The organism is Streptomyces sp. NBC_00554 (assembly GCF_041431135.1).
GTDB lineage: Bacteria > Actinomycetota > Actinomycetes > Streptomycetales > Streptomycetaceae > Streptomyces.
The window spans coordinates 5545320-5569737 of sequence record NZ_CP107799.1; the positions used below are offsets into that span (position 1 = coordinate 5545320).

A 24418-nucleotide genomic window follows, 5' to 3' on the forward strand; every position below is an offset into this window, starting at 1 on the left:
CCCGCCGGTCAGCCGGCGTCCTCCGCGAGCTCCGCGACCCCCGTCACCCGGTGCAGCGGATACGTCCGGACCTCGTCCGCCGTGTGGTCGTACGCCGTGACGAAGCCGCCCTCGACGCGGATCGGGGCGATGACGCGCTGGGTGGCGGAGCCCTCGGCGTTGACGTAGCCGATCCAGAGGGCCTCGCCGGTGAGGACGGCGGCCTGCACGGTGGCGAGGGTCTCGGCGGGGCTGGTGCGGGGCAGGTCGGCGCTGCCGGGCAGATCGGCGGCGTTGGGCTTGCGGGGCGTCGTGGAGGCCAGGTCGCCGGCGCGGATGGCGCGCACCGCGGCGCCGAGGAGGGTGGCGTCGGGGACCGGCGGGCCGTCCGGGACGGGCGCGGGCGCCGTTCGCGGCGGGGTGCGGTGGGCGTGCGCGCGGGTGATCAGGACGTCGCCCTCCGCGGACTCGGCGGCGGGCGCGAAACCCATCGCGCGCAGCCCTTCGAGGAGGGCCGCCGGCTCGGCCTGCGCGGCGAGCACGGTGGGCGCGAGGCGTCTCAGGCGCAGCCCCTGCGACCGCTTGTCGGCGAGGATCTCGTTCAGCATCGAGTCGTCGTCGCACCGCACGTACGCCGACGCCGAGCCGATCCGCAGATGGCCGTGCCTGCGCGCCACGTCGTCGATCAGATACGTGAGCGGCTGCGGGACGGGCGTCCGCGAGTGCGCGGCGAGGAACGCGTGCAGATCGGACGCCGACCGGCCCGCGTCCAGCGCCCGCCGCACCGACCCCGGCGTGAAGCGGTACACCGTCGCCCCGCCCTTCGACTCGACGTCCGCGAGGACGCCGAGCGTGTCGGCGAGCGGGCGGTCCAGCGGGCCCGGCGCGACCGCGGTCAGGTCCGCCTGGAGGAGGACGTGGTCCAGGGGCTCGGGCAGGAGCGGGGCGAGGAGCCGGGCCGCCCGGGCGCCGGCCGCGGCCTGCTCGGCCGGCGAGCGGGCGGACTCGGGGGCCGGGTGCGGGCGCTTGTGGACGGGGAGCTTGTCGCCGGGCCCTGCGGGCTCCGCGTCCTGGGGAGTCGCCGGTGGCAAGCCAAGGAGCGCCCGCCCCTGCGCCGACAGCGCCCCCCGGCCCGTCACGCCCAGCGACTCCGCCTCGGACAGGGTCCATCGGGCGAGCCGGGTGCGCAGGTCGTCCGTCGACTGGGGGCTTCGCAGGGGGCGCTCCCACTGGAGGCGGGCGAGGACGGAGGCCTGGGTGGGGGAGGCGCCTTCGGGGAGGGCGGCCAGGAGGGCGAGGACGCGGTGGCGGACCTCGACGGCCGCGGAGCGGTCCAGGCCCGGGCCGAGCGCCGACAACGTACGGTCCTTCGCGTCCCGCCCGCCGACCAGGCCCGGCGTACGGGTCGACGCCAGCCACGCCGAGGCGAGCCCGACCCAGCGCTCGGCGGCCGGCAGCTCGAGCCACTCGTCGTATTTGGGCGTCGCCGCGTACCGCTCCTCCGCCACCCCGTCCGACGCCAACAGGCCCGCCGCATAGGCGAGTTCGACCCAGAACGCGGCCACCGGCTCCGACACGTCCAGCGCCACCGCCGTCCGCTTCAGATCCCGCACACTCAGCCCGCCCGCGCGCAGCACGGCCGGACCGCCCTCGTGCCAGTCCTTCAGCAGCTCCTCGACGGTGGCGAGGGCCGTGTACGCCTGGCCCGCCGCCGTGCTGTCCACAACCTGTGGACGGTGCGTCGCCGCGGGCTCGACGGACGGCCCCACTGGCTCCGTGACCCGGTGCGCGCGGCCCGCCCGCAGGTGCAGGGCCACCTCCCGGGGCAGTACGACCGTGCCGGGCGCCGTCGGCAGCAGCAGCCCCCGCGCGATCAGCCAGCGCAGATGGCGGGCCGGGTCGGCGGTCACCTGCCCGTACGGCGGCCCCCACACCAGCCGGGACAGTACGTCCACCGACTCGGCCGGGGCCTCGTCGAGGAGCGCCGACATCCTGGCGCGATCCGTGAACAGGCCGGTCAGCGACGCCACCGCCGACACGGAGTCATGGGTGCTCGGCAGCCCGGCCGCGGTCACGATCTCCTGGATCCGGCCCGGCGACATGCCCGCCGTGGCCTCCGCGACCGTCGGGCCAAGACCCGTCGGGGACGGGTGCTGCGGGGACGGCGCGAGCAGCTCACGGGCCGTGCGGACGAGCCGCAGCCGGTCGTCGGGCCCCCAGACGAGGGCCTGCTCGCGGAGCGTGCCGAGGGCCCGCGGGAAGGCCTGGTTGACCGCCGGGTCACGGTCGTCGCCCGCCAGCAGGGCGAGCAGTTCGTCGTACGCCGCCGGTTCGGGCGCCACGGCCAGCGCCTCCGCCGTCTGCAGCGCGAACCGGTCCAGACGCTCCAGGGCGCGGACGACCGAGGCGCGGGTGCCCGCCCGGGTCGCCAGCTGCGTGAGGTCCGTGGGGACGGGGGTGATCAGGTCCGGGCGGCTACGGAGGAGGGCGGACAGCGAGGCGTCGTCGCGTGCGCGGAGGGCTTCCGCCAGCGAACGCGGAGCGTTCCCCGCGGGGGCGGGGTCCGTGGTGGTGTGCTCCTCGGTGCTCATCCGGCCAACGGTAGCGGGTTTCACCTGCTGTGCCCCTGACCTCCCCGGCCCGGGGCTCCGGTCCGGACCCCGTTCCCCGCGCGCCGGAAGGGCCCGATCGCTCGGGAGCGGCGGGTATGCAAAACCCGGTACCGTCGTGACCACGAGGTATCCAACGCGCGCCCCTCGGAGGGGACTTCGTGGGAATTGAGAGCGACCAGCTCGTCTTCGACTATCTGAGCCGGGTCGGAGACCTGGCCCAGCAGCGCCAGGTGCCGTCCGCCACGCGCATGCGGCTCGTGTCGGAACTGCGCAACGAGATCGACCGCCGCCGGGCGAAGGCCGCCGCCGACAGCCCCGCCGCCGTCCGCCGCATCCTCGACCGCCTCGGCACCCCCGACGAGATCGTCGCCGCCGCGGGTGCGGGCACCCCGGGGGAGGCCGCCGGGACGGGTTCCTGGGCCGCCGTCCCCACCCAGCGGCACGCCGACGAACCGGCGCCCCGCCCCAAGGGCCTGCGCCGCGTCGTGCCCCGGCCGCGGCCCGCGGAGTCCGGTCCCGCCCCGGCGTTCGACGACGACGTTCCCGCGCCGCCGCATCTCGCGAGCGCGCAGGAGCTGGGGGACAGCGCGACTCAGCCGGACTGGTGGCGGGTGGGGAGTACTCCGCTCGGGCTCGGGGAGAGCGTGCCGGGGTTCGTGGGCGGGGTGGAGATTCCCGAAATACTGAAGCCTCCGCCAGTGGAGAAGGACGAGGTGGCCGCCAAGGAAGCGGTGCCCGAGGTCGAGGTCGAGGACGAGGCTGAAGTCCGGGCTCCGCGCCGTCGTCTCCTGCGACTCCCGCGCCTCGGCGGGTGGAGCAACCCCCTCCTCCTGCTCGCCGCCGCGCTCCTCGTCGCGGGAGCCGTCCTCGGCAACTGGTTCGCCCTCGTCCTCGGCTGGCTCATCGCCTACGCCTCGCGTCGGCTGACCCCCGCCGAGTCGAAGGGCGCCGTCCTCGTGCTGCCCGGCCTTGCGGCCACGGCCGGCATCGTCTGGCTGTGGGGGCGGATGAACGACCGCTGGGGCGAGCCGATCGCCGAGGGCCACATGAACGAGGCGATCGGGGAGACGTGGCCGTGGGTTGTGCGGGGGGCGGCGGTGGGGTCGGCGGTTTATTTGGCCTGGCGGTCGCAGCGGCGGGGGTGACGGGGGTGGTTTTTCGCCCCCTCCGCCCCTACCCGTCCCTTGTTCCTGGGGCTCCGCCCCAGACCCCGCTCCTCAAACGCCGGAGGGGCTGGATTGTGCCGGGCGGGGCTGAAATCTTTCGCCCCGGCCGGGGGAGATCTTTTAGCCCGTCCGGCGTTTGAGGACGAGCGCGTCAGCGCGATACGGGGGTCTGGGGGCGGAGCCCCCAGGAAGCAAGGGACGGGTAGGGGCGGAGGGGGCGAAAAACCCACCCCCCACCCCCCTCGGCACAATGACCCACATGACACCGCGCCCCCTCACCCCCCTCACCATCGGCTTCGACCTCGACATGACCCTGATCGACTCCCGGCCCGGGATCCACGCCTGCTACCAGGCGCTTTCGGCGAGGACGGGTACGTACATCGACTGCGACCTGGTGGTGACGCGGCTCGGGCCACCCCTGGAGGAGGAGCTCGTCAACTGGTTCCCGCCGGAGGACGTCGCCGCGACAGCGGACGTCTACCGCGAGATGTACCCCACGTACGCGATCAAGGCCACCCCCGCGATGCCCGGCGCCCGCGAGGCCATCGCGGCGGTCCAGGCGGCAGGCGGCCGCGCGGTCGTCGTCACCGCGAAGTGGGAGCCCAACGCCAAGCTCCACCTCCAGCACCTGCGCATCGAACCGGACGCGGTCATCGGCAACCTGTGGGCGGAGCGCAAGGCGGAGGCGCTGCGCGAACACGGCGCGAGCGTGTACGTCGGCGACCACACCGGCGACGTCCGCGGCGCACACACCGCGGACGCGTACGCCGTAGCGGTGCCCACCGGCCCCTGCGACGCGGCGGAACTGCGCGCGGCGGGCGCGGACGTCGTGCTCGCCGACCTGACGGAGTTCCCGGCCTGGCTGGCGGACTACCGCGGGACGCGGGCGGCGCGCGCCTGACGGCGTCCCGCGGCGAGTGACTGGAACACCCCCGCGCCGGCCATCAGGAAGCCGACGCCCATGAACATGCTCAATCCGAACATGTACGTCGGGAATGGCGTCGTATCGAGCAACAGCGGGGCCACGGTGACCAGAGTGGCCACGGCACCGATGAAGAACACGATGGCACCGGCACGGATCAGCCGGTCACCGGCTTCTGCGGAATTCGCTTGGGTTTTGTCACGCACCCGACCAGGGTAGTTCCCAGCGCGAAGGAACAATCCGGCGACGTCTTGTCAGCAGCCGCCGGACCATTAGCCTTGGTACAGGCGGGTCCGACGACCCGCTGTAGTGCTATCCAGAGCAGTTTCCGAGCAGTTGCCGCGCACGAGCCGAGCAGTTGCAAAGCACTACCCAGCAAGTTTCCAGAGCAGTTTCCGACGAGTACGAGGACGAGGACAGACGTGCCTACCGGCAAGGTCAAATGGTTCAACAGCGAGAAGGGCTTCGGCTTTCTCTCCCGCGACGACGGCGGCGACGTCTTCGTTCATTCCTCGGTCCTGCCCGCCGGAGTCGAAGTCCTCAAGCCCGGCCAGCGCGTGGAATTCGGCGTCGTCGCCGGCCAGCGCGGCGACCAGGCGCTTTCGGTGATCCTCCTGGACCCGACCCCCTCCGTCGCGGTCGCACAGCGCCGCAAGCCGGACGAACTGGCCTCCATCGTCCAGGACTTGACGACCCTCCTCGAAAACATCACGCCGATGCTGGAGAGGGGCCGCTACCCCGACAAGGCCTCCGGCAGCAAGATCGCAGGCCTGCTGCGAGCGGTCGCCGACCAGCTCGACGTCTAGGACCTGATCCGCCGGACAGGCCCCAGCCGACCGGCAACCGACTACGGGAAGTTCAGCGCATCCGGCCCGAGGGGCGGCACGAGCCCCTCGGCCGCCGCACGCGTCAGCAGCCCCCGGATCGCCGCGTATCCGTCGTCGCCCAGATCGGCCGTGAACTCGTTCACGTACAGGCCGATGTGCTGGTCGGCGACGGCGGGGTCCATCTCCTGGGCGTGTTCCAGGACGTAGGGGCGGGAGGCCTCCGGGTCGTCCCAGGCCATGCGGACCGACGTACGGGCCGCTGCGGCGAGCGCCGTCAGCCGCTCCTCGCCCAGCGAGCGCTTGGCGATGATCGCGCCCAGCGGGATGGGCAGTCCGGTCGTCCGCTCCCAGTGCTCGCCCATGTCGGCGAGCTTGTGCAGCCCGTAGTTCTGGTACGTGAAACGCGCCTCGTGGATGACGAGTCCCGCGTCGACCTTCCCGTCCCGTACGGCGGGCATGATCTCGTGGAACGGCATGACCACGATCTCGCCGACCCCGCCGGGCAGGACGTCCGCGGCCCAGAGGCGGAAGAGCAGATACGCCGTCGACCTCTCGCTCGGCACGGCGACCGTACGGCCCGTAAGGTCGGCCTCCGGCTCCCGGGTGAGGACCAGCGGCCCGCAGCCCCGGCCGAGCGCACCGCCGCACGGCAGCAGCGCGTACTCGTCGAGGACGTACGGCAGCACGGCGTACGACACCTTCAGTACGTCGAACTCGCCGCGCTCGGCCATGCCGTTGGTGATGTCGATGTCCGCGAAGGTGACGTCGAGCGCGGGCGCGCCCGGCACCCGGCCGTGGGCCCAGGCGTCGAAGACGAAGGTGTCGTTCGGGCAGGGCGAGTACGCGATCTGCAGGGGCTCAGTGAGTGCGGTCATGTGGGTTCCAACTCTCCAGGACGGGCGCCAGCTTCCCGAAAGCCTCGGTGAGTGCCGCGAGGGCCTCGCCGATGCGCCAGGCGGCGCGGTCGCGCGGGCCGACGGGGTTGGAGACCGCGCGCAGCTCAAGCACGGGCACGCCGTGCGCGGCGGCGGCCTCGGCGACCCCGAAGCCCTCCATCGCCTCGGCGAGGGCGCGGGGGTGGCGGGCGCGCAGTCCGGCGGCGCGGGCGGCGGTGCCGGTCACGGTGGACACGGTCAGTACCGTCCCGGCGCGTCCACCCGTGGCCGCCGCGACGTCTCGTACGAGTGATTCGGGTGGACGGTGGCTGACGACCCCGAAGCCGAGCTCGGTGACGGTCAGGAAACCGTCCGCGGTCTCCGCGCCCAGATCCGCCACCGTGATCTCGTCGGCGACGACCAGCGAGCCGACGGGCGCGTCCGGCTGGAAACCGCCGGCGATGCCCGCCGAGACGACGAGGCCGTACGGGGTGTCCGCAAGGGCGGCCGCGGTGAGGGCCCCGGCGGTGGACGCGGCGGCGAGAGCGGGACCGACGCCGGCGGCGAGGAGGTCGAAGGCACCGGCCCGGTGGAGGGTCGCCCCGGGCAGCGGGACCTCACGGGCGGCGGGGGGTGTGAACGCCCGGGCCACCGCGTCCCGTTCGACCGGGACCGCGGTGGCTACGAGGATGCGTGCCGCACGTACGGAAGACGTGGTCAGGAGTCCTTCTTGAGCGTGAAGGACCACAGACCGCTGACCGTCGTGTCGCCCTCCTTGATGGAGACGAGCGTGGAGTTGCCGCTCGCGCCGTACTGCGCGTTGAAGAACACGCTGCCCGGGATCGTGCGGTACGTCTTCTTGCTGGAGTCGGTCAGCGGCTGACCGTTCATCAGGATCGTCCAGCCCTTTTCGGCGATGTCGGGGTCCACACCGAACCGCACGGTCTCGTCGGGGTCGACCTTGATGGACTTGATGTCCTTGGACTTGAGGCACTTGGCCAGCTCCTCGGCCTTCACCTCCTTGCCGTCGTTGTAGCAGTCGGTCTCGGAGCTCACCGAGTTGTCGCCGACCGTGATGGTGGCCAGCGGCGTCGGCTTGTCACAGGCGGACAGGGTGAGAAGTCCGGCGGACACGGCTCCGACAACGGCAACGGCGCGACGGCGGCGCGCGGCGCTGAATCCAGAAGATCCATTGGATCCGGGAACGGATCCAAGAACAGATTCAATAGCGGCTCTGCCGCGGGGCAGGGAGGTCATGGGCGAAGGCTATCGGGCACGCCCACCGCTCCCCCCACCTGGGGTACGGCGTGCCGCCCCCCGCGTGAGGTGCGTGCCGGGTCATGCCACGCGTGTCCGCGGACGGCCCCCGTGCCGGGCCACCCCGATCAGTCCCCGCACGGTGGTGAGCCAGCCGGTGGCGACGATCGCGGCGGCCACGGAGAGGCCGAGCGTGCCGTTCAGGGGCAGCGCCATGCCGATGCCGCCGCCGATCACCCAGGCCATCTGCAGGATCGTCTCGGAGCGCGCGAAGGCCGACGTACGGACCAGTTCGGGCACGTCCCGCTGGATCAGCGCGTCCAGGGACAGTTTGGCGAGAGCCTGCGCGAACCCCGCGACCGCGGCCAGACAGGCCACCACGACCGCACCGAAGAACACCGCGGCGGTGATCGCGGCCGCCAGCACGAACGCGACGACCGTCACGATGATGATCTCCGGAGCGCGCGATTTCAGCCATGCGCCGACCGCCGTGCCGAGCGCGTTGCCCACGCCCGCCGAGATACCCACTATCGCCAGCGAGGCCGCCGCGCTCGCCCCGGCCAGCGGATGCTCGCGCATCAGGAACGCGAGGAAGAAGATCAGGAAGCCGGAGAGGCAGCGCAGGGACGCGTTCGCGGCGAGCGCGTGCGTGACGGCCGTACCGACCGTGCGCAGCCCCGGGCGCTTGACCTTCTTCAGGTGCGGCCCGTGCAGATGCTCCGGATCCGCCGCCAGGAGCGCCTTGTCCTCGCCCTTGGCCGAGTCGACCTTGGGCGGCAGCGAGAACGACAGGAACATTCCCGCGATGAAGATCACGAAGGCGCCGTAGAGCGGATAGCGCGGGCCGAGCACCTGCAGCCCCGCCCCGATCGGCGCGGCCACACCGGTGGCGAGCAGCCCGCCGAGGGTGACCCGGGAGTTCGCCTTCACCAGCGAGAACCCCGGTGGCAGCAGTCGTGGCACCACGGCGCTGCGCACCACCCCGTACGCCTTCGACGACACCAGCACGCCCAGCGCGGCGGGATACAGCTCGATACCGCCGGTCACCACCGCGCCCGACAGCAGCAGCGCCAGGAAGGCCCGGGCGAGCATCGCGCCCGCCATCGCGGCGCGGCGGCCGTGCGGGAGGCGGTCCAGGAGCGGCCCGATCACGGGGGCGAGGAGGGTGAAGGGCGCCATGGTGATGGCGAGGTACAGCGCGACGCGGCCGCGGGCCTCGTCCGTGGGCACCGAGAAGAAGACGGTGGAGGCGAGGGCGACGGTGATCATGACGTCACCTGCGCCGTTCACTCCGTGCAGCTCGATCAGCTTCCCGAGCCCGGACTCACCCGCCCCGTGCGCGTGCGTCGCCTTGCGGATACCGCGCGCCGTCCCCGTCACCGGGAAGTGCAGGGCGCGACCGACCGCACGGACGGGCCCGCTCACTCGGGCCGATCCGCCACTCCGGTTGGTCCCCTTGGCCCCGCCGATCCCGGTGGCTCCGTGGGGCGACCTTGCGGCTGCCACTCCGTCATAGTGCCCCGAGATGGGGGTGCGTAGTGCGGTTACCGCGCGTATGGGGGCCGAGTGGGGGCCCGCGGGGTGGGTGCCTCGGGCGGGATTTTGGCGGGGGCGGGCCTGGGTTCTGGTGGGCGCATCCCCGGGCGGGCCCCTTTCGGTGCGCTGGTGGCGCCTCCGGCGCAGTCGGGGTTTTTCGGTGCTTTCCAGCCGACCGAGACGGGCGGGTGGGTGGGAAAGATCCGGCGCGGAGCGGCGGGAATCAGGGCGCGGAGCGGCCGGAGTGGGGGCCGCGGAGCGGCGAAAAACCCGGCGCGGAGCGCCGAAGAGGCCCGCCGGTGTGGGCCCAGGGGCCAGGAGAAGGTAGCGTGCGTAGCGCGCTAGTGGCGATTGTTCTCGGCCGCGCGCCTCTCGGCCATCCCGCAGAATGGATGACGTAGGTGCGCCCGAGCGCGATCGGGCGCGGACGTCGACGCGGTCCCCTGGTCCGCTCCGTCCGCACCCCCGCCGAGCAATGGCGCACCCGTGAGACGGCGTAGGAGAGAAGCGATACCTGTGAGCGCAGCGACCACGCGAAGCCGCACCCCCGACCGCCTGTGCGCCGAGGCAGTCGACCTCGCCCGCGCCGCCGCCGAGGAGGCAGCCGCACCCGGCGTCGTCGGCGAGCATGTGGAGCTGGTCTCCGAAGGGGACCGAGTCGTCACGCACTTCTTCGAGTGCAAGGAGATGGGCTACCGCGGCTGGCGCTGGGCCGTGACCGTCGCCCGCGCCTCCCGCGCGAAGCTCGTCACCCTCGACGAAACCGTGCTGCTGCCCGGCCCGGACTCCCTCCTCGCCCCCGAGTGGGTGCCGTGGAGCGAGCGCCTGCGCCCCGGTGACCTGGGCCCGGGCGACCTGCTGCCCACGGACGCCGAGGATCTGCGCCTTGAGCCGGGTTACACCGGCGAGGACGAGCCCCCGCCGAACTCGCCCCTCTCCGAGGAGATGGCCGAGCTGGTGGAGGCGGAGGACGCCGAGGTCTCGGGTGTGACGCCCGCGGGCCTGCTCCTCTCGCCGATGCGCGGTTCGATCGCGTCGGTCGCCGAGGAGCTGGGGCTGCGCCGTGCGCGCGTCCTGTCGCGGTACGGGCTGCATGTCGCGGCCGACCGCTGGGAGGAGTCGTACGGGCCGAAGACGCCCATGGCGCAGGCCGCGCCGGCGTCGTGCGTCAGCTGCGGCTTCCTCAACCGGATCGGGGGCTCGCTCGGACAGGCGTTCGGAGTCTGCGCGAACGAGTTCTCACCGGCTGATGGTCATGTCGTTTCGCTCGCCTACGGCTGTGGTGGGCACTCCGAGGCCGCGGTCATGCCCGCACCACCGCGTCCGGCGCCGCACGTGATCGACGAGACCCGGGTGGACCCCTTCCCCCTCCGCCCCGCCCCGGATTCCGGTTCGGTCTCGGTTACGGCGGACGAGTCCTCGGCGGAACTGGGCCACTCGTAGGCAGGACGGGCTTTCTTCGCCCCCTCCGCCCCTTCCCGTCCCGTTCCTGGGGCTCCGCCCCAGACCCCGCTCCTCAAACGCCGGAGGGGCTAACTCCAGCTCGTCCGGCGTTTGAGGACGAGCGCGTCAGCGCGATGCGGGGGTCTGGGGGCGGCAGCCCCCAGGAACAAGGGACGGGTAGGGGCGGAGGGGGCGAAAAACTCCCAGCCCCGCACCAGCGCAGGGTGCCCGTCCGCCTCGCGGTACCGCAAGACGAGAGGAAAGTTCGGGGCGGCGGGCGATCTCGATATCCCTGGCCCATATCAGGACCCAGCTCTGCAACGGGCTCAGGGACTGCCACTCGACAGCCTGTGCAAAGGCTTCGTCCTTCGTGGCCTGCATCTCCCCAGGCGGACCGGGGCAACGACGGCCAAGGCCGCGCGCAGGGCGCTAGGCGCGCTCCGGAAGATCGGTTCGGCAGTGGCGGCAGCGACCTGGCGTGAGGGAGCGGAACGCGTGGTCGCAGCCGTCGCAGTTCTGGAGCGGGTGCCGTACGTCCGGGGGTGGGGCCGGGGCTCGGAACGGCGGCGGCGGTGGCAGTTGGGCGGTCAGGCGGTGGGCGAGGAGGGCGGCCGGGCGGCGTAGGTCCTCGGGTGGCAGGTCCGCTGTGAGGGCGTGGCGTACGGCGGTGGGGGTGAGGTCGCGCTCCAGCCAGGCGGCGACGCCGGGAGCGAGGTGTTCGGCGTCGGTGGCCGAGAGGAGGAGGCGGGGGTCCTGGCGACGGAGGCCGGCGAGGAGGTCGGTCGCCTGTTGGAGGAGGGTGGGGGAGCGGTAGGCGGGCTGCGGGACGGGCGGGAGTTTCTTACGGGGTGGGGTGGCGTCCGGGCGGCGGCGCGGTGGCTTCGGGGTGTCGGCGGCCTGGTCGCGGTGTCCGGGCCGGTTGCAAGACACGGTCCGGGTGACGATGCGGCCACCGGGAACGCGTTCGCGGGTGCGGCGCAGGTAGCCGTGGGCTTCCAACTCGCGCAGGGCGGCGGCGATACGGGCCGGGCTCTCCGGGAAGCGGGCCGCGAGGGTCTTGATGTCTGCGGAGGCGCCGGTGGGGAGGGACTGGATGTGGACGGCCAGTCCGATCGCGAGGCCCGACAACTCCGGGTGCTGGGCGAGGTGGTTGCCGACCACCGTGAAGCGCTCGGTGTGGCGGGCGTTGTCGTGAATCACGCCGGAGTGGGGGTGATTCCTGGCCCGAGTACGGGACTGGGGGCGCGCGGGAGCGCTAGGGTTTTTCGTGTCCATCGGGAAGGTCTGACTTCCTTGGTGGTCAGGCCCTCGCATTGGGATGCCAGTCCCGGCGAGGGCCGTCGTATGTCTGTGGCTGTCTCGGTTGTCCGTGCTTGTCGCGCTGAGCGTAGGGCAGGCAACCGGTCCCGAATCCAGCTGAGTTGGCGATGTTCACTCGCGCGAGTGAGTTTGCGCTGCGGGCGGGAGGGGTGGGGCTTGGTGAGGGTTCTTTCTCCCCGTTGGTTCTTTGGAGAGACCGCCCGCGTCACCGGAGCTCAGAGGGCTGAGCTTCGGTGGTGACGGCGACGGGAGGGTGACTTCGGCCCATACGGTCTTGCGAGGGTGCGGACCCGTGTTCGTGCCCCAGCGGTCGGCGAGGGCGTCCACGAGAAGCAGGACCCGGCCCGACTCCGCGTCGGTGGCGGGGTGTTGAGCCTGCGGGGCACGCTCACCCCTCGTGTCCGTGACCTCGATACGGAGGGTGTCGCCGACGACGTAGAGCGTGAGCCGGAAGTCCCGGCCCGGGACCCGACCGTGCGTGACCGCGTTCGCCGCCAGATCCGCCACGATGTGCGCCATCGGGTCCAACGGGAGGCCCCAGTCGCGGAGTTGCTCCGTGGCGAGCAGGCGGGCGATACAGGCTCCGCGTGGCGTGGAGGACAGCGGCACGCTAAAGGGGCTCCCGGATCTGACCGGCGCACTCTGGCCCGGACGCGTTCACAGAGACCGGATATAACATCCCCCCGCCCTCATACGTCTGCCATGCAGGGCCTTGAAAGCGGGGGAGTCGCGATGAACGACGGGATCGAGCGGGAGTACCGCGGGCGGCGGGTTGTGCCGACTGTGTACGTCATCCTGGTGGCCGTGGCGGTGATAGTCGCCATCGGAGTACTGAACGCGACGACGCTGTCCGGACTGAAGGCCTCGGCCGTGATGGTCCCGGCGCTCTGGATGTCCGTCGGTGTCCGCGTGGTCCTGGAGCAGTGGCGGGTGCGGACGTTCGTCACGGCCGACGGGATCACCGTACGAGGGCCGTTGCGCACCCGCACCTGGGCCTGGACCGAGATCTACGGCATCCGGGTCGAGAACAGCAGGTGGGGCAGCCCCCACTGGCCGGCGTATCTCTACCGCACCGACGGGCGCCGGGTTCGCCTCCCCCACCTCGACGAGCTTCAGCTGGACGACCCGATCGCCGAGGCCGCCGGCCTGTGCGCCACCGCCGTACGGCTCGGGCTCACGTCCCTTGAGACGCGGCCCGAGGTGGAGGAGCGCATCCGGCGAGGGGCGCGACGGCGCACGGCGTGGCAGCGGGCGTCCGGCGCCAGCGTGGTCGTCGTGGTCGCCCTGTTCGTCCGCGACTTCTGGATGATTTTCACCGACGGGCCCACGCTCTCGTTCCTGCTCCTCCTGGGCATCCCGCTCCTCTGCCTCCCCGTCTTCTTTCTCCTCCTGGACCGTCTTGGCGAGACCCTCGCCGCCCGGCGTTCCCCGGGTCACGCCTAGCGTTCGCCGGGTGGCTCGACCTCGGCGTGGGCTGGCGGGGCGCCCGGTGCCGCCTCGCGGTACCTTCATCGTCACGCCGATGAGGAGAGCCACAGTGAGCAAGTTCGTGCGGCCCGCAGCCCAGGGTGCCGACCCGTTCGGGACCGCCCGTCTCAGGCGGGGTGTGCTGGACGCCTGGGCGACCAGCCCGGCGAGGTTCCGCGAGGACGCCAACGCCGAGGAGGACCTCGTACTCGGCGGGTACCGGGACCGCCTGGTCGTCGAGCTCGCCCAGAACGCCGCCGACGCTGCGGCGAGGTCCGGGGTCCCCGGCCGCCTCAGGCTCACCCTCCGCGACGGCGTACTCATCGCGGCCAACACCGGCGCCCCCCTCGATGCGACGGGCGTCGAGTCGCTCTCCACCCTCCGCGCCTCCGCGAAGCGGGACGCCCACGACACGGCTGTCGGCCGCTTCGGCGTCGGCTTCGCGGCCGTCCTCGCGGTGACCGACGGGCCCGCCGTCGTGGGCCGGCACGGCGGCGTCCGCTGGTCCCTCGCCGAGGCCCGCGAACTGGCCTCCGAAACCGCCCGGCACAGCCCGGGCCTGGGCGACGAGATCCGCCGCCGCGACGGCCATGTGCCCCTGCTCCGGCTGCCGTTCGCCGCCGAGGGCACCGCCCCGGACACGTACGACACGGCCGTGATCCTCCCTCTGCGCGACCCCGCCGCCCAGGACCTCGCCGAACGCCTCCTCCAGAACCTCGACGACGCGCTGCTCCTCGCCCTGCCCGGCCTCGAAGAGGTCGTCGTCGAGAGCGGTGACAACGAAGTCCGTACGCTGCGCCGCCGCGCAGACGAGCACGGCGCCGTCATCGAGGACTCCCGCGACGGCACCACCCGCTGGCGCACCGTCGCCCGCCACGGCGCCCTCGAACCCGCCCTGCTCGCCGACCGCCCGGTCGAGGAACGGCTGCGCCCGCACTGGTCCGTGACCTGGGCCGTCCCCGTGGACGCCGACGGCGCCCCGGCCCGCCCCCGCACCAGCCCCGTCGTGCACGCGCCCACGCCGAGCGACGAACCCCTGGGCGTACCGGCGCTGTTGATCGCCTCCCTTCCGCTCGACACCACCCGCCGCCACGCGGCCCCCGGCCCCCTGACCGGCTTCATCGTGGAGCGCGCGGCCGACGCGTACGCCGAACTGCTCGCCGCCTGGCGCCCGGTGGACGCGGGGATCATCGACCTCGTGCCGGGCCCGCTCGGCAAGGGCGAACTGGACGGTTCCCTGCGGCAGGCGATCCTGGAGCGGCTGCCGCGCACCGCGTTCCTGCCGCCCGCCGCCCCGCCGGACACCGCCGTCCCCGAGACCCCCGTCGACTGGCCCGACGCCGGTACCGGCACCGCGGAGAACCCCGCCGCCCTGCGCCCCCGTGACGCCGAGGTCGTCGAGGGCGCCGGTGCCGAGACCGTCGGTGTGCTCGCCGAGGTGCTGCCCAGCCTGCTGCCCGCCGGGCTCGAACGCCGGGCGGAACTGCGGACGTTGGGCGTCGCCAGGGTCCCGCTCACCGAGGCCGTGGACCGGCTGGCGGGTCTGGAGAAGGACCCGGGCTGGTGGCGGCGGCTGTACGACAGCCTCGCCGGTGTCGACCCCGACCGGCTCTCCGGGCTGCCCGTGCCGCTCGCCGACGGCCGTACGACCATCGGCCCCCGGCAGGTCCTGCTGCCCCTCGCCGACGACGACCGGACCGCCGCCCCCGACACCCTCGCCCGGCTCGGCCTCAAGGTCGCCCACCCGGACGCCGCCCACCCGCTCCTGGAGAAGCTGGGCGCCCTCCCGGCCACCCCCCGCGCGGTCCTCACCACCCCGCAGGTGCGTGCCGCCGTCGCGGCCTCGCTCGACGACGAGGGCGGCGGCTGGGACGAGGACGCCCCGGACGCCGAGGAACTGGCCGACACCGTCCTCGCACTCGTCCGCGGCGCAGGTCTCGAACCCGGCGACGAGCCCTGGCTGGGCGCCCTCGCCCTCCCCGACGAGGAGGGGGAACTGGTGCCCGCGGGCGAACTGGTCCTGCCCGGCAGCCCGTTCGCCCAGGTCATGCGCGAGGACGAACTGGCCTTCGTCGACGCCGAACTGGCCGAGCGCTGGGGCGAGCAGCCGCTGGCCGCCTGTGGAGTCCTCGCCAACTTCACCCTCGTACGCGCCACCGATGTCGTCCTCGACCCGGACGAACTGGAGCCGCGCGACTCGGACTTCGCGGAACCCGACGACGCGGGTCTCCTGGACGCCGTCGACGTGTGGTGCGAGGACATCCTCGACCGGCTGCCCGACACACCTGTGCCGCCCGTCGCCACCGAGATCGTCGCCGTACGGGACCTGGATCTCGTCGACGACGAGCGCTGGCCGCAGGCCCTCGCCCTGCTGTCCCGGCCGCCCCTGCGGGACGCGCTCACCCAGCCGGTGCGGCTGCTGCTGCCGGACGGGACGCACGAGACCGTACGGCCGTACACGGCCTGGTGGCTGCGTGGTCACCCCGTCCTGGACGGGCGTCGCCCGGCCGGGCTGCGGTCGGCCGGCGGCGACCCGCTGCTGCACGGTCTCTACGATGCCGCCGACGCGAGCGGTTTCGAGGACGAGCAGGTACTGAGGGCGCTGGGCGTACGGACCTCCGTGGCCGCCCTCCTCGACGAACCCGGCGGCGCGGCCGAGCTCCTGGACCGGCTCGCCGACCCCGACCGCGAGGTCTCCGGGGCCCAACTGCACGCCCTCTACGGCGCCTTGGCCGACCTCGACCCCGAGCAGGTCACGCTGCCGGACGAACTGCGGGCCGTTGTCGACGGGCAGGTGACCGTGGTGGACGCGGCCGACGCCATGGTCGTGGACTCACCCGACCTGCTGCCCTTCACGAGCGGCGTGCCGCTGCTCCCCGTACGGCCGGCGCGGGCCGCCGAGCTCGCCGAGCTGTTCCAGGTGCGGCGCCTCAGCGAGTCGGTGACGGGCGAGGTCGACTCGGAGGGCACCGAGCACGAGGTACCGGAGTCGGTGCGGCTGCTGCTCGGTCCCGCCACCCCGGCGTCGTACGTCGAGCACGAGGAACTCATCGTCGACGGCGTCGAGTTGGACTGGCGCCGTACCCGGGACGGGGTGCTGCACGCCGCCACCCTGGAGGGCGTCGCCGCCGCCCTCGCCTGGACGGCCGGGCAGTGGCCGCGCCGCTTCGAGGTCGCGGCCCTCCTCGAGGACCCGTCGCGGACGGAGGAGCTGGAGCGGGACCGCTGGTTCGACTGAGTCCCGGTCGAGTCCTGGCTGAGTTCCTGGCTGAGTCCCGGCTGAGTTCTGGGGCGACTCCGGGGCGCGTCTTGGGCGCGTCCAGCAGGTGGCCGAAAACACGCGCACGAAATCTGCACATCCGCACAACCATTCGCCCCCGTCGAACATCTGATCACTCGAGTCATCAGACTCCACGATCACTTGGGCCCCGTGTGACGACGAGCCGTCAGGAACGACCACAACAGGGCCCCTGTTTCCACTGGGGGAAACTGTGCGGAAGCGCACCACCACCGTTGCCCTGCTCGCCGCCTTCACGGTGGCCGGCGCCGCGCTGGCGCCCGCGGCCTTCGCGGACGGCGTCGAGGGCGACACCAAGATCACCAAGGTCGTGGTGAACGGCGGCAAGAACGTCGTCGTCGGAGCGGCGACGGTCAAGAAGTTCACGGTGTCCGTCACGGCGACGGACGACCAGGGCATCGCCGGTGCCGAGATCGACCTCTACGGTCCGAACGACGGCCTTCTCATCTCCACGTCCGCGGCGGCGAAGTGCGTGGTCTCCAGCACCAGCGCCACGACCTCCACTTGCACGGCGACCTACAGCGTCGACCCGCGGTTGGCCGACGTCTTCAACAACGAGGCGGGCAACTGGGTCGTCGACGCGTGGGTCGACGCCAACGGCGACGACTCCAACTACGTCTGGAAGGAGAACGCGGGCAGCTTCAAGGTCCAGCGTGCCTCCCAGCTGACGGTCAACGCCGCCCCCGAGCCGGTGGTGAAGGGCAAGACCATCACGGTCACCGGCAAGCTGACCCGCGCCAACTGGGAGACGGGCAAGAACGTGGCCCTCGCCAACCAGTCGGTGGCCCTGCAGTTCCGCAAGGCGGGCACCACCACCTACACCAACGTCAAGGGCATCAAGTCGACCTCGACGGGCGCCCTGAAGACCACGGTCAAGGCCTCGGTCGACGGCTACTACCGCTACTCCTACGCGGGCATCACGACGACCGCGGGCGTCAGCGCCGCGGGTGACTACATCGACGTCAGGTAGTCGGACTCGCGACCGGTCGAACCTGCGGCAGGTCCCGTCGAACTTGCGGCAGGCCCGGTCGAACTCGCGCTAGGCCCGGTCGAACTCGCGCTAGGCGCAGGTGAGTTGGCCGAACGGCAAGTAGCCGGACGTGAAGTGGAAGTGCCTTGCCGATGGCTCCCGGGTTTCCCCCGGGGGCCATTGGTCATGTGCGACAAAAATTCGCAACACTCGTACAACCTTTCACCCCCTGTCGCGCATCTCCTCATGTGAGCCAACAGGCTCCACAATCATTTGGGTCCCGCGCCGACGACGAGCCGTAGTAACGACCAGAGCCCGGGGCCCCTTTCACGTGGGGAACACATGCGCATACGAGCCACTGTGGCCGCCGTCACCGGTGCCCTGGCCCTCTCCGCCTTCGTCGTACCCGGCGCGCACGCCGCCGACTCCGGCTCCGCCTCCACCTACCGCGCGGACGTCGCCAAGGTGCTGGAGGCCGCCCGCGCCGCAGACTCCGGCAAGAGCGCGTTCAGCACCTCAGCCGCCGCCGTGGACGAGCCGTACGCCCTCGACGTCACCTTCTCCAACATCAAGGTGAACAAGGGCAAGGCGATCGTCGTCGGCGCCACCACCCACAACGTCGTGCCGGTCACGTACACCCTGACCCACGCCGCCGACGTCGACATCACGGCCGCGGACTTCCTCAACGGCCCGTATCTCTACAAGGGCACCTTCGGCAACGCGGACAACGAGCTGTGGGGCGACGCCCCGGGCACCTGCACCCCCACCTCGTCGACGACCGCTTCCTGCGTGGCCAAGATCGACATCCGTGCCAACGAGGGCTACCTGATCAACTCCGACGCCGGCACGTGGAAGGCCGCCGGTTTCGCCGTCGCGTACAACGGCCAGGACCCGTCGAGCTCCACCTTCGACATCACCAAGGTCGGCGTCGCCGACCAGGGCGGCTTCACCTCTCCCAAGGTCCAGCGGCTGTCGAAGCTGACGGTCAACGCCGCGCCGGAGCCGGTGGTGAAGGGCAAGACCATCACGGTCACCGGCAAGCTGACCCGCGCCGACTGGGAGACGAACAAGTACGTCGGCCTCAGCGGCCAGTCGGTGGTGCTGCAGTTCCGCAAGGCGGGCACCACCACCTACACCAACGTCAAGGGCATCAAGTCGGCCGCGGGCGGCGCGCTGAAGACCACGGTCAAGGCCGGGGTCGACGGCTACTACCGCTTCACCTTCGCGGGCATCGCGAGCACCGCCGCGGTCACCACCGCCGGTGATTACGTTGACGTCAAGTAACCACCTGCAGTACCGCTAGGCCGGAAAGCGGCGGTCGACCCATTTCCACACGAACTCCAGGGCGGCCGCCGCCACCGCCGCGATGCCCACCGCGATCCACGGCATCGTCGCCCCGACCAGCTTCAGCGCGAAGAAGTCCTGCAGCCACGGCACGACGAGCACCAGCAGGAACCCGGCGCCCATGGTGGCGACCAGGGCGACCCGCCACCAGGTGTACGGCCGGGCGACGATCGCCAGCACCCACATCGAGATCAGGAAGAGCGTCAGTGTCGCGGCGCTCGTCTCCGCGTCCAACGCGCCGGTACCGCTGTAGTGGTGACGGGCGGTCAGGTACGTGATGAACGTGGCCACCGCCGCGATCACGCCCCCCGGGATCGAGTACCGCATGACCCTCCGCACGAAGTGCGGCCTCGCCCGCTCCGTGTTCGGGGCGAGGGCGAGGAAGAACGCCGGTACACCGATCGTCAGCGTGGACAGCAGGGTCAAGTGGCGCGGCAGGAACGGGTATTCGACCTGCCAGCACACCACCAGAATGGCCAGCAGCACCGAGTAGACCGTCTTCACCAGGAAGAGGGTCGCGACCCGGGTGATGTTCCCGATCACCCTGCGGCCCTCCGCGACCACCGAAGGCAGCGTCGCGAAGCTGTTGTTGAGCAGCACGATCTGGGCCACGGCGCGGGTCGCCTCGGAGCCCGAGCCCATGCTGACCCCGATGTCGGCGTCCTTCAGGGCCAGTACGTCGTTCACGCCGTCGCCGGTCATCGCCACGGTGTGCCCGTTCGACTGGAGCGCGCCCACCATGTCCCGCTTCTGCTGCGGGGTGACCCGCCCGAACACCGTGCCCTTGTCCAGTGACTTCGCCATCTCCGCCTGATCGGCGGGCAGTTGGCGCGCGTCCACGACCTTGCCGGTGAGCCCGAGCTTCCCGGCCACCGCGCCCACCGAGACCGCGTTGTCACCGGAGATGACCTTGGCCTTGACGTTCTGCTCCTCGAAGTACCGCAGGGTGTCCGCCGCGTCCGGGCGCAGCCGCTGCTCCAGGACGACCAGGGCGGTGGGCTTCGAGCCTTCCTTGACGGCGGGATCGTCGAGGTCCCTGGTGGCCCGGGTGAGCAGCAGCACCCGCAGCCCCTCCTCGTTCAGCCGCTCGGTCTCGGCGAGCGCCGGGTCCCCTTCGGACAGCAGCACGTCGGGGGCGCCGAGGAGCCATGTGCTCGTTTCCCCGTTGCCCTCGCTGAACGACGCCCCGCTGTACTTGCGGGCCGAGGAGAAGGGCAGCGACTCCGTGCAGCGCCAGTCCTCGCTGTCCGGGTAGGCGTCGATGATCGCCTTCAGGGACGCGTTCGGCCGCGGGTCCGACTCACCGAGCGAGCCGAGGACCTTGTGTACGTAGCTCTCGTCGCTGCCGCCCAGCGGGCGCACCTCGGTGACGTCCATGCCGCCCTCGGTGAGCGTGCCCGTCTTGTCGAGGCAGACGGTGTCGACGCGCGCGAGCCCCTCGATGGCGGGCAGCTCCTGCACCAGGCACTGTTTCCGGCCAAGCCGGATGACCCCGATCGCGAAGGCGACGGAGGTGAGGAGGACCAGCCCCTCCGGGACCATCGGCACGATCCCGCCGACCGTGCGGGCGACGGAGTCCTTGAAGTCGTTCTGCTTGACCACCAGTTGGCTGATGATCAGGCCGATCGCCGTCGGGATCATCATCCACGTCACGTACTTGAGGATCGTGGAGATGCCCGTCCGCAGCTCGGAGTGGACGAGCGTGAACCGTGACGCCTCCTCCGCGAGCTGCGCCGCGTACGCCTCCCGGCCCACCTTCGTCGCCGTGAACGCGCCGCCGCCCGCGACCACGAAGCTGCCCGACATCACCTGGTCGCCGGGCTGCTTGATCACCGGATCCGCCTCACCGGTGAGCAGCGACTCGTCGATCTCCAGGCCGTCGGCCTCCACGCAATCGCCGTCGACGACGATCTTGTCCCCGGGCCCGATCTCGATCAGGTCCCCGAGCACGATCTCCGACGTACTGACCTGGGCGGCGATCCCGTCCCTGCGTACGGTCGGTTTCGCCTCGCCGATGACCGCGAGCGAGTCCAGGGTCTTCTTGGCCCGCCACTCCTGGACGATGCCGATCCCGGTGTTGGCGAGGATGACGTACCCGAACAGGCTGTCCTGGAACGGCGCCACGAACAGCATGATCAGCCAGAGCACGCCGATGATCGCGTTGAACCGGGTGAAGACGTTGGCGCGGACGATCTCGCTCACGGAGCGGCTGCTGCGCACCGGGACGTCGTTCACCTCGCCGCGCGCCACCCGTTCGGCCACCTCTGCGGCGGACAGCCCCAGCGCCCGCTCCGCGGGGGAGGCGGGTATGGGCACGGGGTGAACGGGATCGAGTTCGGCGCCCGCGTCGATGTGCGTCATGCGTTCGACGGTACGTGCGGATATACGGCTTCACCCGCTGAGTGCCCGAAAGATCCGACCAGGGGAGGACGGGGGCGGCGGTCAATGATGCCGTGGTTGTAGGCGGGGCCCGTCACTCGGCGGGGGAGACGGCCCACCCGGCGGGGGGAGTCGGCCTACTCCGCAGGAGAGTCGGCGTCGGCCTTGAGCGCCGCGTCCCGCTTCAGCGCGGCCTCCCGGCCCCGGACGTACCAGATGCCGATCAGGCCGAGACCCGCGCCAGCCAGGCACGTCCACACCCACCAGGTGTGCCCGTGGTCGTCGAACCAGCCGTAGAACGGCAGCTGCACCAGGAAGAGGACGAACCAGAGAATCGTGAGGCCTGTGATGGTGGCGACGACGGGCCCCTCCAGGGGCTCCGGCGCCTCGTGCTTGGGGGTCCACTTCGCCATGGGGACAGCTTACGAGAGGGCGTCCGTGTCCTCTCCGGGGCGTGGGAGGTCCTTGTATACCAAGGGTCTACGCGCGGAGATAGCGAATTCGACCTCATATGTTCATACTGAAACCGCCTGAGTCTGGCTCTTTCTATTCGTACGAAACAACAACGGAAACCTCTCGGAAACCCGTTGGTGATCACACGACAGCCAGACTCGATCAAGTTCCCAGCCCGGCGCCGTCCCCGCCCGGCGCCCACTGGCCACCTGGCCCCCGCACGTATGAGGTCACGCATGTCCACCTCGGCCGCCACCAAGGCCCCCACCCCGGAGCAGCCGGAACCCCGGCCCGCGCAGGGTGCCCTCGACCGCTACTTCAAGATCTCCGAGCGGGGCAGCACGCTGCCGCGCGAGATCCGCGGCGGTTTCGCCACCTTCTTCGCGATGGCCTACATCATCGTGCTGAACCCGATCATCCTGGGCAGCGCGAAGGACATGTACGGGCACCAGCTGGACAACGGCCAGCTGGTCACCGCGACCGCGCTGACCGCGGCGTTCACCACGCTCCTGATGGGTGTCATCGGCAACGTGCCGATCGCGCTGGCCGCCGGTCTCGGTGTGAACACGGTTGTCGCGCTCCAGCTCGCGCCGCGGATGTCATGGCCGGACGCCATGGGCATGGTGGTCCTCGCGGGCATCGTCGTGATGCTCCTGGTCGCCACCGGTCTGCGTGAGCGCGTCATGAACGCCGTGCCGCTGGGTCTGCGCAAGGCCATCGCGATCGGTATCGGCCTGTTCATCATGCTGATCGGCCTGGTCGACTCCGGTTTCGTCTCGCGCATCCCGGACATCGCGCAGACCACGGTCCCGCTCCAGCTCGGCAGCGACGGTCACCTCAACGGCTGGCCCGTCCTGATCTTCATCCTCGGCACGCTCCTCACGCTCGCGCTGATGGTGCGCAAGGTGTCCGGCGCGATCCTCATCTCGATCGTCACGATGACCGTCCTCGCGGTGATCATCAACGCCGTCGCCGACATCCCGTCCTGGGGCCTGACCACCCCGGAGTGGCCCGGCAACCCGGTCGCCACCCCGGACTTCGGGCTCGTCGGCAAGGTCAGCCTCTTCGGCGGCTTCGGCAAGGTCGGCGTGCTGACCGGCGTCCTCTTCGTCTTCACCGTGCTGCTGTCGTGCTTCTTCGACGCGATGGGCACGATCATGGGCGTCAGCGACGAGGCCAAGCTGACCGACGCCCAGGGCAACATGCCCGGCATCAACAAGGTCCTCTTCGTCGACGGCATCGCGGTCGCCGCGGGCGGCGCCAGCTCCTCCTCCGCCACCACCTGCTTCGTGGAGTCCACGGCGGGCGTCGGCGAGGGCGCGCGCACCGGCTTCGCGAACGTCGTCACCGGCGCGCTCTTCGCCGTCGCGCTCTTCCTGACCCCCGTCGCCACCATGGTCCCGTCGCAGGCGGCCACCCCCGCGCTGCTCGCGGTCGGCTTCATGATCCTGGCGGGGTCGGTCAAGGAGATCGACTGGGCGGACTACACGATCGCCATCCCGGCCTTCGTCACCATGCTGATGATGCCGTTCACGTACTCGATCACGAACGGCATCGGCTTCGGCTTCATCACCTTCGTGGTGCTGCGCCTGGCGGCGGGGCGCGGCCGTGACGTGCCGGTCGCGATGTACGTGGTGGCGGCGGTGTTCGGGTTCTACTACCTGATGCCGGCGCTGGGTCTGACCTGAGCCTTGCTCGGCCCCGGGGTCACGTGACCCACTGGCTCACGTGACCCCGTAGAACTTCTCCGTCTCCTCGACCGCGGTCTGGAACCGCTCGTCGAAGTCGTCGCGAATGAGCGTCCGGACCACATAGTCCTGGACGCTCATTCCGCGTTTGGCGGCGTGGTGTCGGAGCCGGTTGAGCAGCTCCCCGTCTATCCGCAGGCTGAGCACGCTGGTCCCCATGGAGTCGAGGGTCGCGTTCTCCCGCCGGGTGAGGGGTCACTTTCCGGATCCGGCTCACTCATATGAGTGACGTAAAGATTCAGTTTCCGGTTTCGGGGGCACTCCGGTGGTCTTTAGGGAGAGTAATGAGTTACGCTAAGGAACATGCCTGACCTCACCCATGGCGACGACGTTGCCGCCGTGAACTCCCTCCGCTCCGCAGTCATGCGGCTGTCGCGCCGGCTCAAGCACCAACGGGTCGACGAGTCGCTGAGCCCCACCGAGATCTCGGTGCTCGGCACCCTCGCCCGCTGTGGCAACGCCACCCCGGGCGAACTCGCCCGCAAAGAGCATGTGCAGCCGCCCTCGATGACCCGCATCGTCGCGCTGCTCGAAGCGAAGGGACTGGTCAGGCTGGAGCCGCACCCCGACGACCGTCGCCAGAAGGTCGTCACACAGACCGAGCAGGCCGAGGCCATCCTCGAAGAGAGCCGCCGCAAGCGGAACGCGTGGCTGGCCGGCCTGGCCGAGGGTCTCGACGAGGACGAGTGGGCCAAGCTCCGCGAGGCCGCTCCCGTCCTGGAGAAGCTCGCACAGATCTGACCCAAGCCGTAGTGCCAGGACGTCGTCGTCCTGCACGCCCCAGGACGACGACGTCCGACGTACGCCTAGGAGGCGAGCCCT

At 71.4% G+C, this 24418-nt stretch carries 21 protein-coding genes and 1 pseudogene; 10 read left to right on the forward strand and 12 right to left on the reverse strand.

Annotation, left to right across the window (positions count from 1 at the left end; genetic code table 11):
• Window positions 1-8 precede the first annotated feature (8 nt).
• Window positions 9-2570 (reverse strand): helicase-associated domain-containing protein, encoded by a 2562-nt coding sequence (locus OG266_RS24450; RefSeq protein ID WP_371548422.1) that lies wholly within the window; start codon window positions 2568-2570, stop codon window positions 9-11.
• A 179-nt stretch (window positions 2571-2749) separates the two neighbouring features.
• Here OG266_RS24450 and OG266_RS24455 point away from each other — a divergent pair, with 179 nt between their 5' ends.
• Both OG266_RS24455 and OG266_RS24460 read left to right on the forward strand, forming a co-directional pair.
• On the forward strand, window positions 2750-3736 hold the full coding sequence (locus OG266_RS24455; RefSeq protein WP_371548423.1) for a hypothetical protein: 987 nt from the start codon (window positions 2750-2752) through the stop codon (window positions 3734-3736).
• 271 nt (window positions 3737-4007) lie between these two features.
• A complete protein-coding gene (locus OG266_RS24460) occupies window positions 4008-4658 on the forward strand; it encodes an HAD family hydrolase (RefSeq protein WP_371548424.1) in 651 nt (216 codons plus the stop codon).
• Here OG266_RS24460 and OG266_RS24465 read toward each other — a convergent pair.
• Complete coding sequence (locus tag OG266_RS24465; RefSeq protein ID WP_266459572.1) at window positions 4628-4885, reverse strand: hypothetical protein; 258 nt, start codon at window positions 4883-4885, stop codon at window positions 4628-4630. The two genes, OG266_RS24460 and OG266_RS24465, sit on opposite strands and share 31 nt — an antisense overlap.
• Window positions 4886-5101: 216 nt before the next feature.
• Here OG266_RS24465 and OG266_RS24470 point away from each other — a divergent pair, with 216 nt between their 5' ends.
• On the forward strand, window positions 5102-5485 hold the full coding sequence (locus OG266_RS24470; RefSeq protein WP_323178289.1) for a cold-shock protein: 384 nt from the start codon (window positions 5102-5104) through the stop codon (window positions 5483-5485).
• Window positions 5486-5526: 41 nt separating this feature from the next.
• Here OG266_RS24470 and OG266_RS24475 read toward each other — a convergent pair whose 3' ends face one another.
• The 4 genes from OG266_RS24475 to OG266_RS24490 form a co-directional block, all read right to left on the reverse strand.
• Window positions 5527-6381, reverse strand: coding sequence for a 1,4-dihydroxy-6-naphthoate synthase (locus OG266_RS24475; RefSeq protein ID WP_371548425.1), 855 nt, complete (start codon window positions 6379-6381; stop codon window positions 5527-5529).
• Window positions 6365-7129, reverse strand: coding sequence for a futalosine hydrolase (locus OG266_RS24480; RefSeq protein ID WP_371548426.1), 765 nt, complete (start codon window positions 7127-7129; stop codon window positions 6365-6367). Before OG266_RS24480 ends, OG266_RS24475 begins: the two co-directional genes overlap by 17 nt.
• Window positions 7099-7638 carry a DUF2771 domain-containing protein gene (locus OG266_RS24485; RefSeq protein ID WP_266459581.1) on the reverse strand — a complete coding sequence of 180 codons (540 nt, stop codon included), beginning with the start codon at window positions 7636-7638 and terminating at the stop codon, window positions 7099-7101. The genes OG266_RS24480 and OG266_RS24485 overlap by 31 nt, the downstream gene beginning before the upstream one ends.
• A gap of 81 nt (window positions 7639-7719) precedes the next feature.
• Window positions 7720-9144 (reverse strand): MFS transporter, encoded by a 1425-nt coding sequence (locus tag OG266_RS24490; RefSeq protein ID WP_266459584.1) that lies wholly within the window; start codon window positions 9142-9144, stop codon window positions 7720-7722.
• A 546-nt stretch (window positions 9145-9690) separates the two neighbouring features.
• On the opposite strand from OG266_RS24490, the gene OG266_RS24495 reads away from it, so the two are divergent.
• Window positions 9691-10617, forward strand: coding sequence for a DUF3027 domain-containing protein (locus tag OG266_RS24495; protein ID WP_326722332.1), 927 nt, complete (start codon window positions 9691-9693; stop codon window positions 10615-10617).
• Window positions 10618-10863: 246 nt separating this feature from the next.
• Here the strand turns inward: OG266_RS24495 and OG266_RS24500 are convergent.
• From OG266_RS24500 to OG266_RS24510, 3 genes and pseudogenes are all read right to left on the reverse strand, one after another.
• Window positions 10864-11066, reverse strand: a pseudogene (locus tag OG266_RS24500) (hypothetical protein); the annotation flags it as partial.
• Window positions 11047-11892 carry a helix-turn-helix domain-containing protein gene (locus tag OG266_RS24505; protein WP_371548428.1) on the reverse strand — a complete coding sequence of 282 codons (846 nt, stop codon included), beginning with the start codon at window positions 11890-11892 and terminating at the stop codon, window positions 11047-11049. The gene OG266_RS24505 and the pseudogene OG266_RS24500, both read right to left, overlap by 20 nt.
• Before the next feature lie 156 nt (window positions 11893-12048).
• Window positions 12049-12546, reverse strand: a complete 498-nt coding sequence (locus OG266_RS24510; RefSeq protein ID WP_371548429.1) for an ATP-binding protein — start codon at window positions 12544-12546, stop codon at window positions 12049-12051.
• 123 nt (window positions 12547-12669) lie between these two features.
• Between OG266_RS24510 and OG266_RS24515 the strand changes: the two genes are divergently transcribed.
• From OG266_RS24515 to OG266_RS24530, 4 genes are all read left to right on the forward strand, one after another.
• Window positions 12670-13380 (forward strand): PH domain-containing protein, encoded by a 711-nt coding sequence (locus OG266_RS24515; RefSeq protein ID WP_371548430.1) that lies wholly within the window; start codon window positions 12670-12672, stop codon window positions 13378-13380.
• 94 nt (window positions 13381-13474) lie between these two features.
• Window positions 13475-16642 carry a sacsin N-terminal ATP-binding-like domain-containing protein gene (locus tag OG266_RS24520; protein ID WP_371548432.1) on the forward strand — a complete coding sequence of 1056 codons (3168 nt, stop codon included), beginning with the start codon at window positions 13475-13477 and terminating at the stop codon, window positions 16640-16642.
• A gap of 253 nt (window positions 16643-16895) precedes the next feature.
• Window positions 16896-17672, forward strand: coding sequence for a calcium-binding protein (locus tag OG266_RS24525; RefSeq protein WP_266459602.1), 777 nt, complete (start codon window positions 16896-16898; stop codon window positions 17670-17672).
• 342 nt (window positions 17673-18014) lie between these two features.
• Complete coding sequence (locus OG266_RS24530) at window positions 18015-18956, forward strand: hypothetical protein (protein WP_371548433.1); 942 nt, start codon at window positions 18015-18017, stop codon at window positions 18954-18956.
• A 15-nt stretch (window positions 18957-18971) separates the two neighbouring features.
• On the opposite strand, the gene OG266_RS24535 is transcribed toward OG266_RS24530, so the two are convergent.
• On the reverse strand, window positions 18972-21377 hold the full coding sequence (locus tag OG266_RS24535; protein ID WP_371548434.1) for an HAD-IC family P-type ATPase: 2406 nt from the start codon (window positions 21375-21377) through the stop codon (window positions 18972-18974).
• A 155-nt stretch (window positions 21378-21532) separates the two neighbouring features.
• Window positions 21533-21808 carry a DUF2530 domain-containing protein gene (locus OG266_RS24540; RefSeq protein ID WP_266459611.1) on the reverse strand — a complete coding sequence of 92 codons (276 nt, stop codon included), beginning with the start codon at window positions 21806-21808 and terminating at the stop codon, window positions 21533-21535.
• Between the two features lie 276 nt (window positions 21809-22084).
• Between OG266_RS24540 and OG266_RS24545 the strand changes: the two genes are divergently transcribed.
• Window positions 22085-23536 carry an NCS2 family permease gene (locus OG266_RS24545; RefSeq protein WP_266459613.1) on the forward strand — a complete coding sequence of 484 codons (1452 nt, stop codon included), beginning with the start codon at window positions 22085-22087 and terminating at the stop codon, window positions 23534-23536.
• A 36-nt stretch (window positions 23537-23572) separates the two neighbouring features.
• Here OG266_RS24545 and OG266_RS24550 read toward each other — a convergent pair whose 3' ends face one another.
• Window positions 23573-23755: a hypothetical protein gene (locus OG266_RS24550; protein ID WP_028802841.1), complete on the reverse strand. Its 183-nt coding sequence runs from the start codon at window positions 23753-23755 to the stop codon at window positions 23573-23575.
• Between the two features lie 144 nt (window positions 23756-23899).
• Between OG266_RS24550 and OG266_RS24555 the strand changes: the two genes are divergently transcribed.
• Window positions 23900-24337 (forward strand): MarR family winged helix-turn-helix transcriptional regulator, encoded by a 438-nt coding sequence (locus OG266_RS24555; protein ID WP_266459617.1) that lies wholly within the window; start codon window positions 23900-23902, stop codon window positions 24335-24337.
• The last annotated feature ends 81 nt before the right edge of the window (window positions 24338-24418 follow it).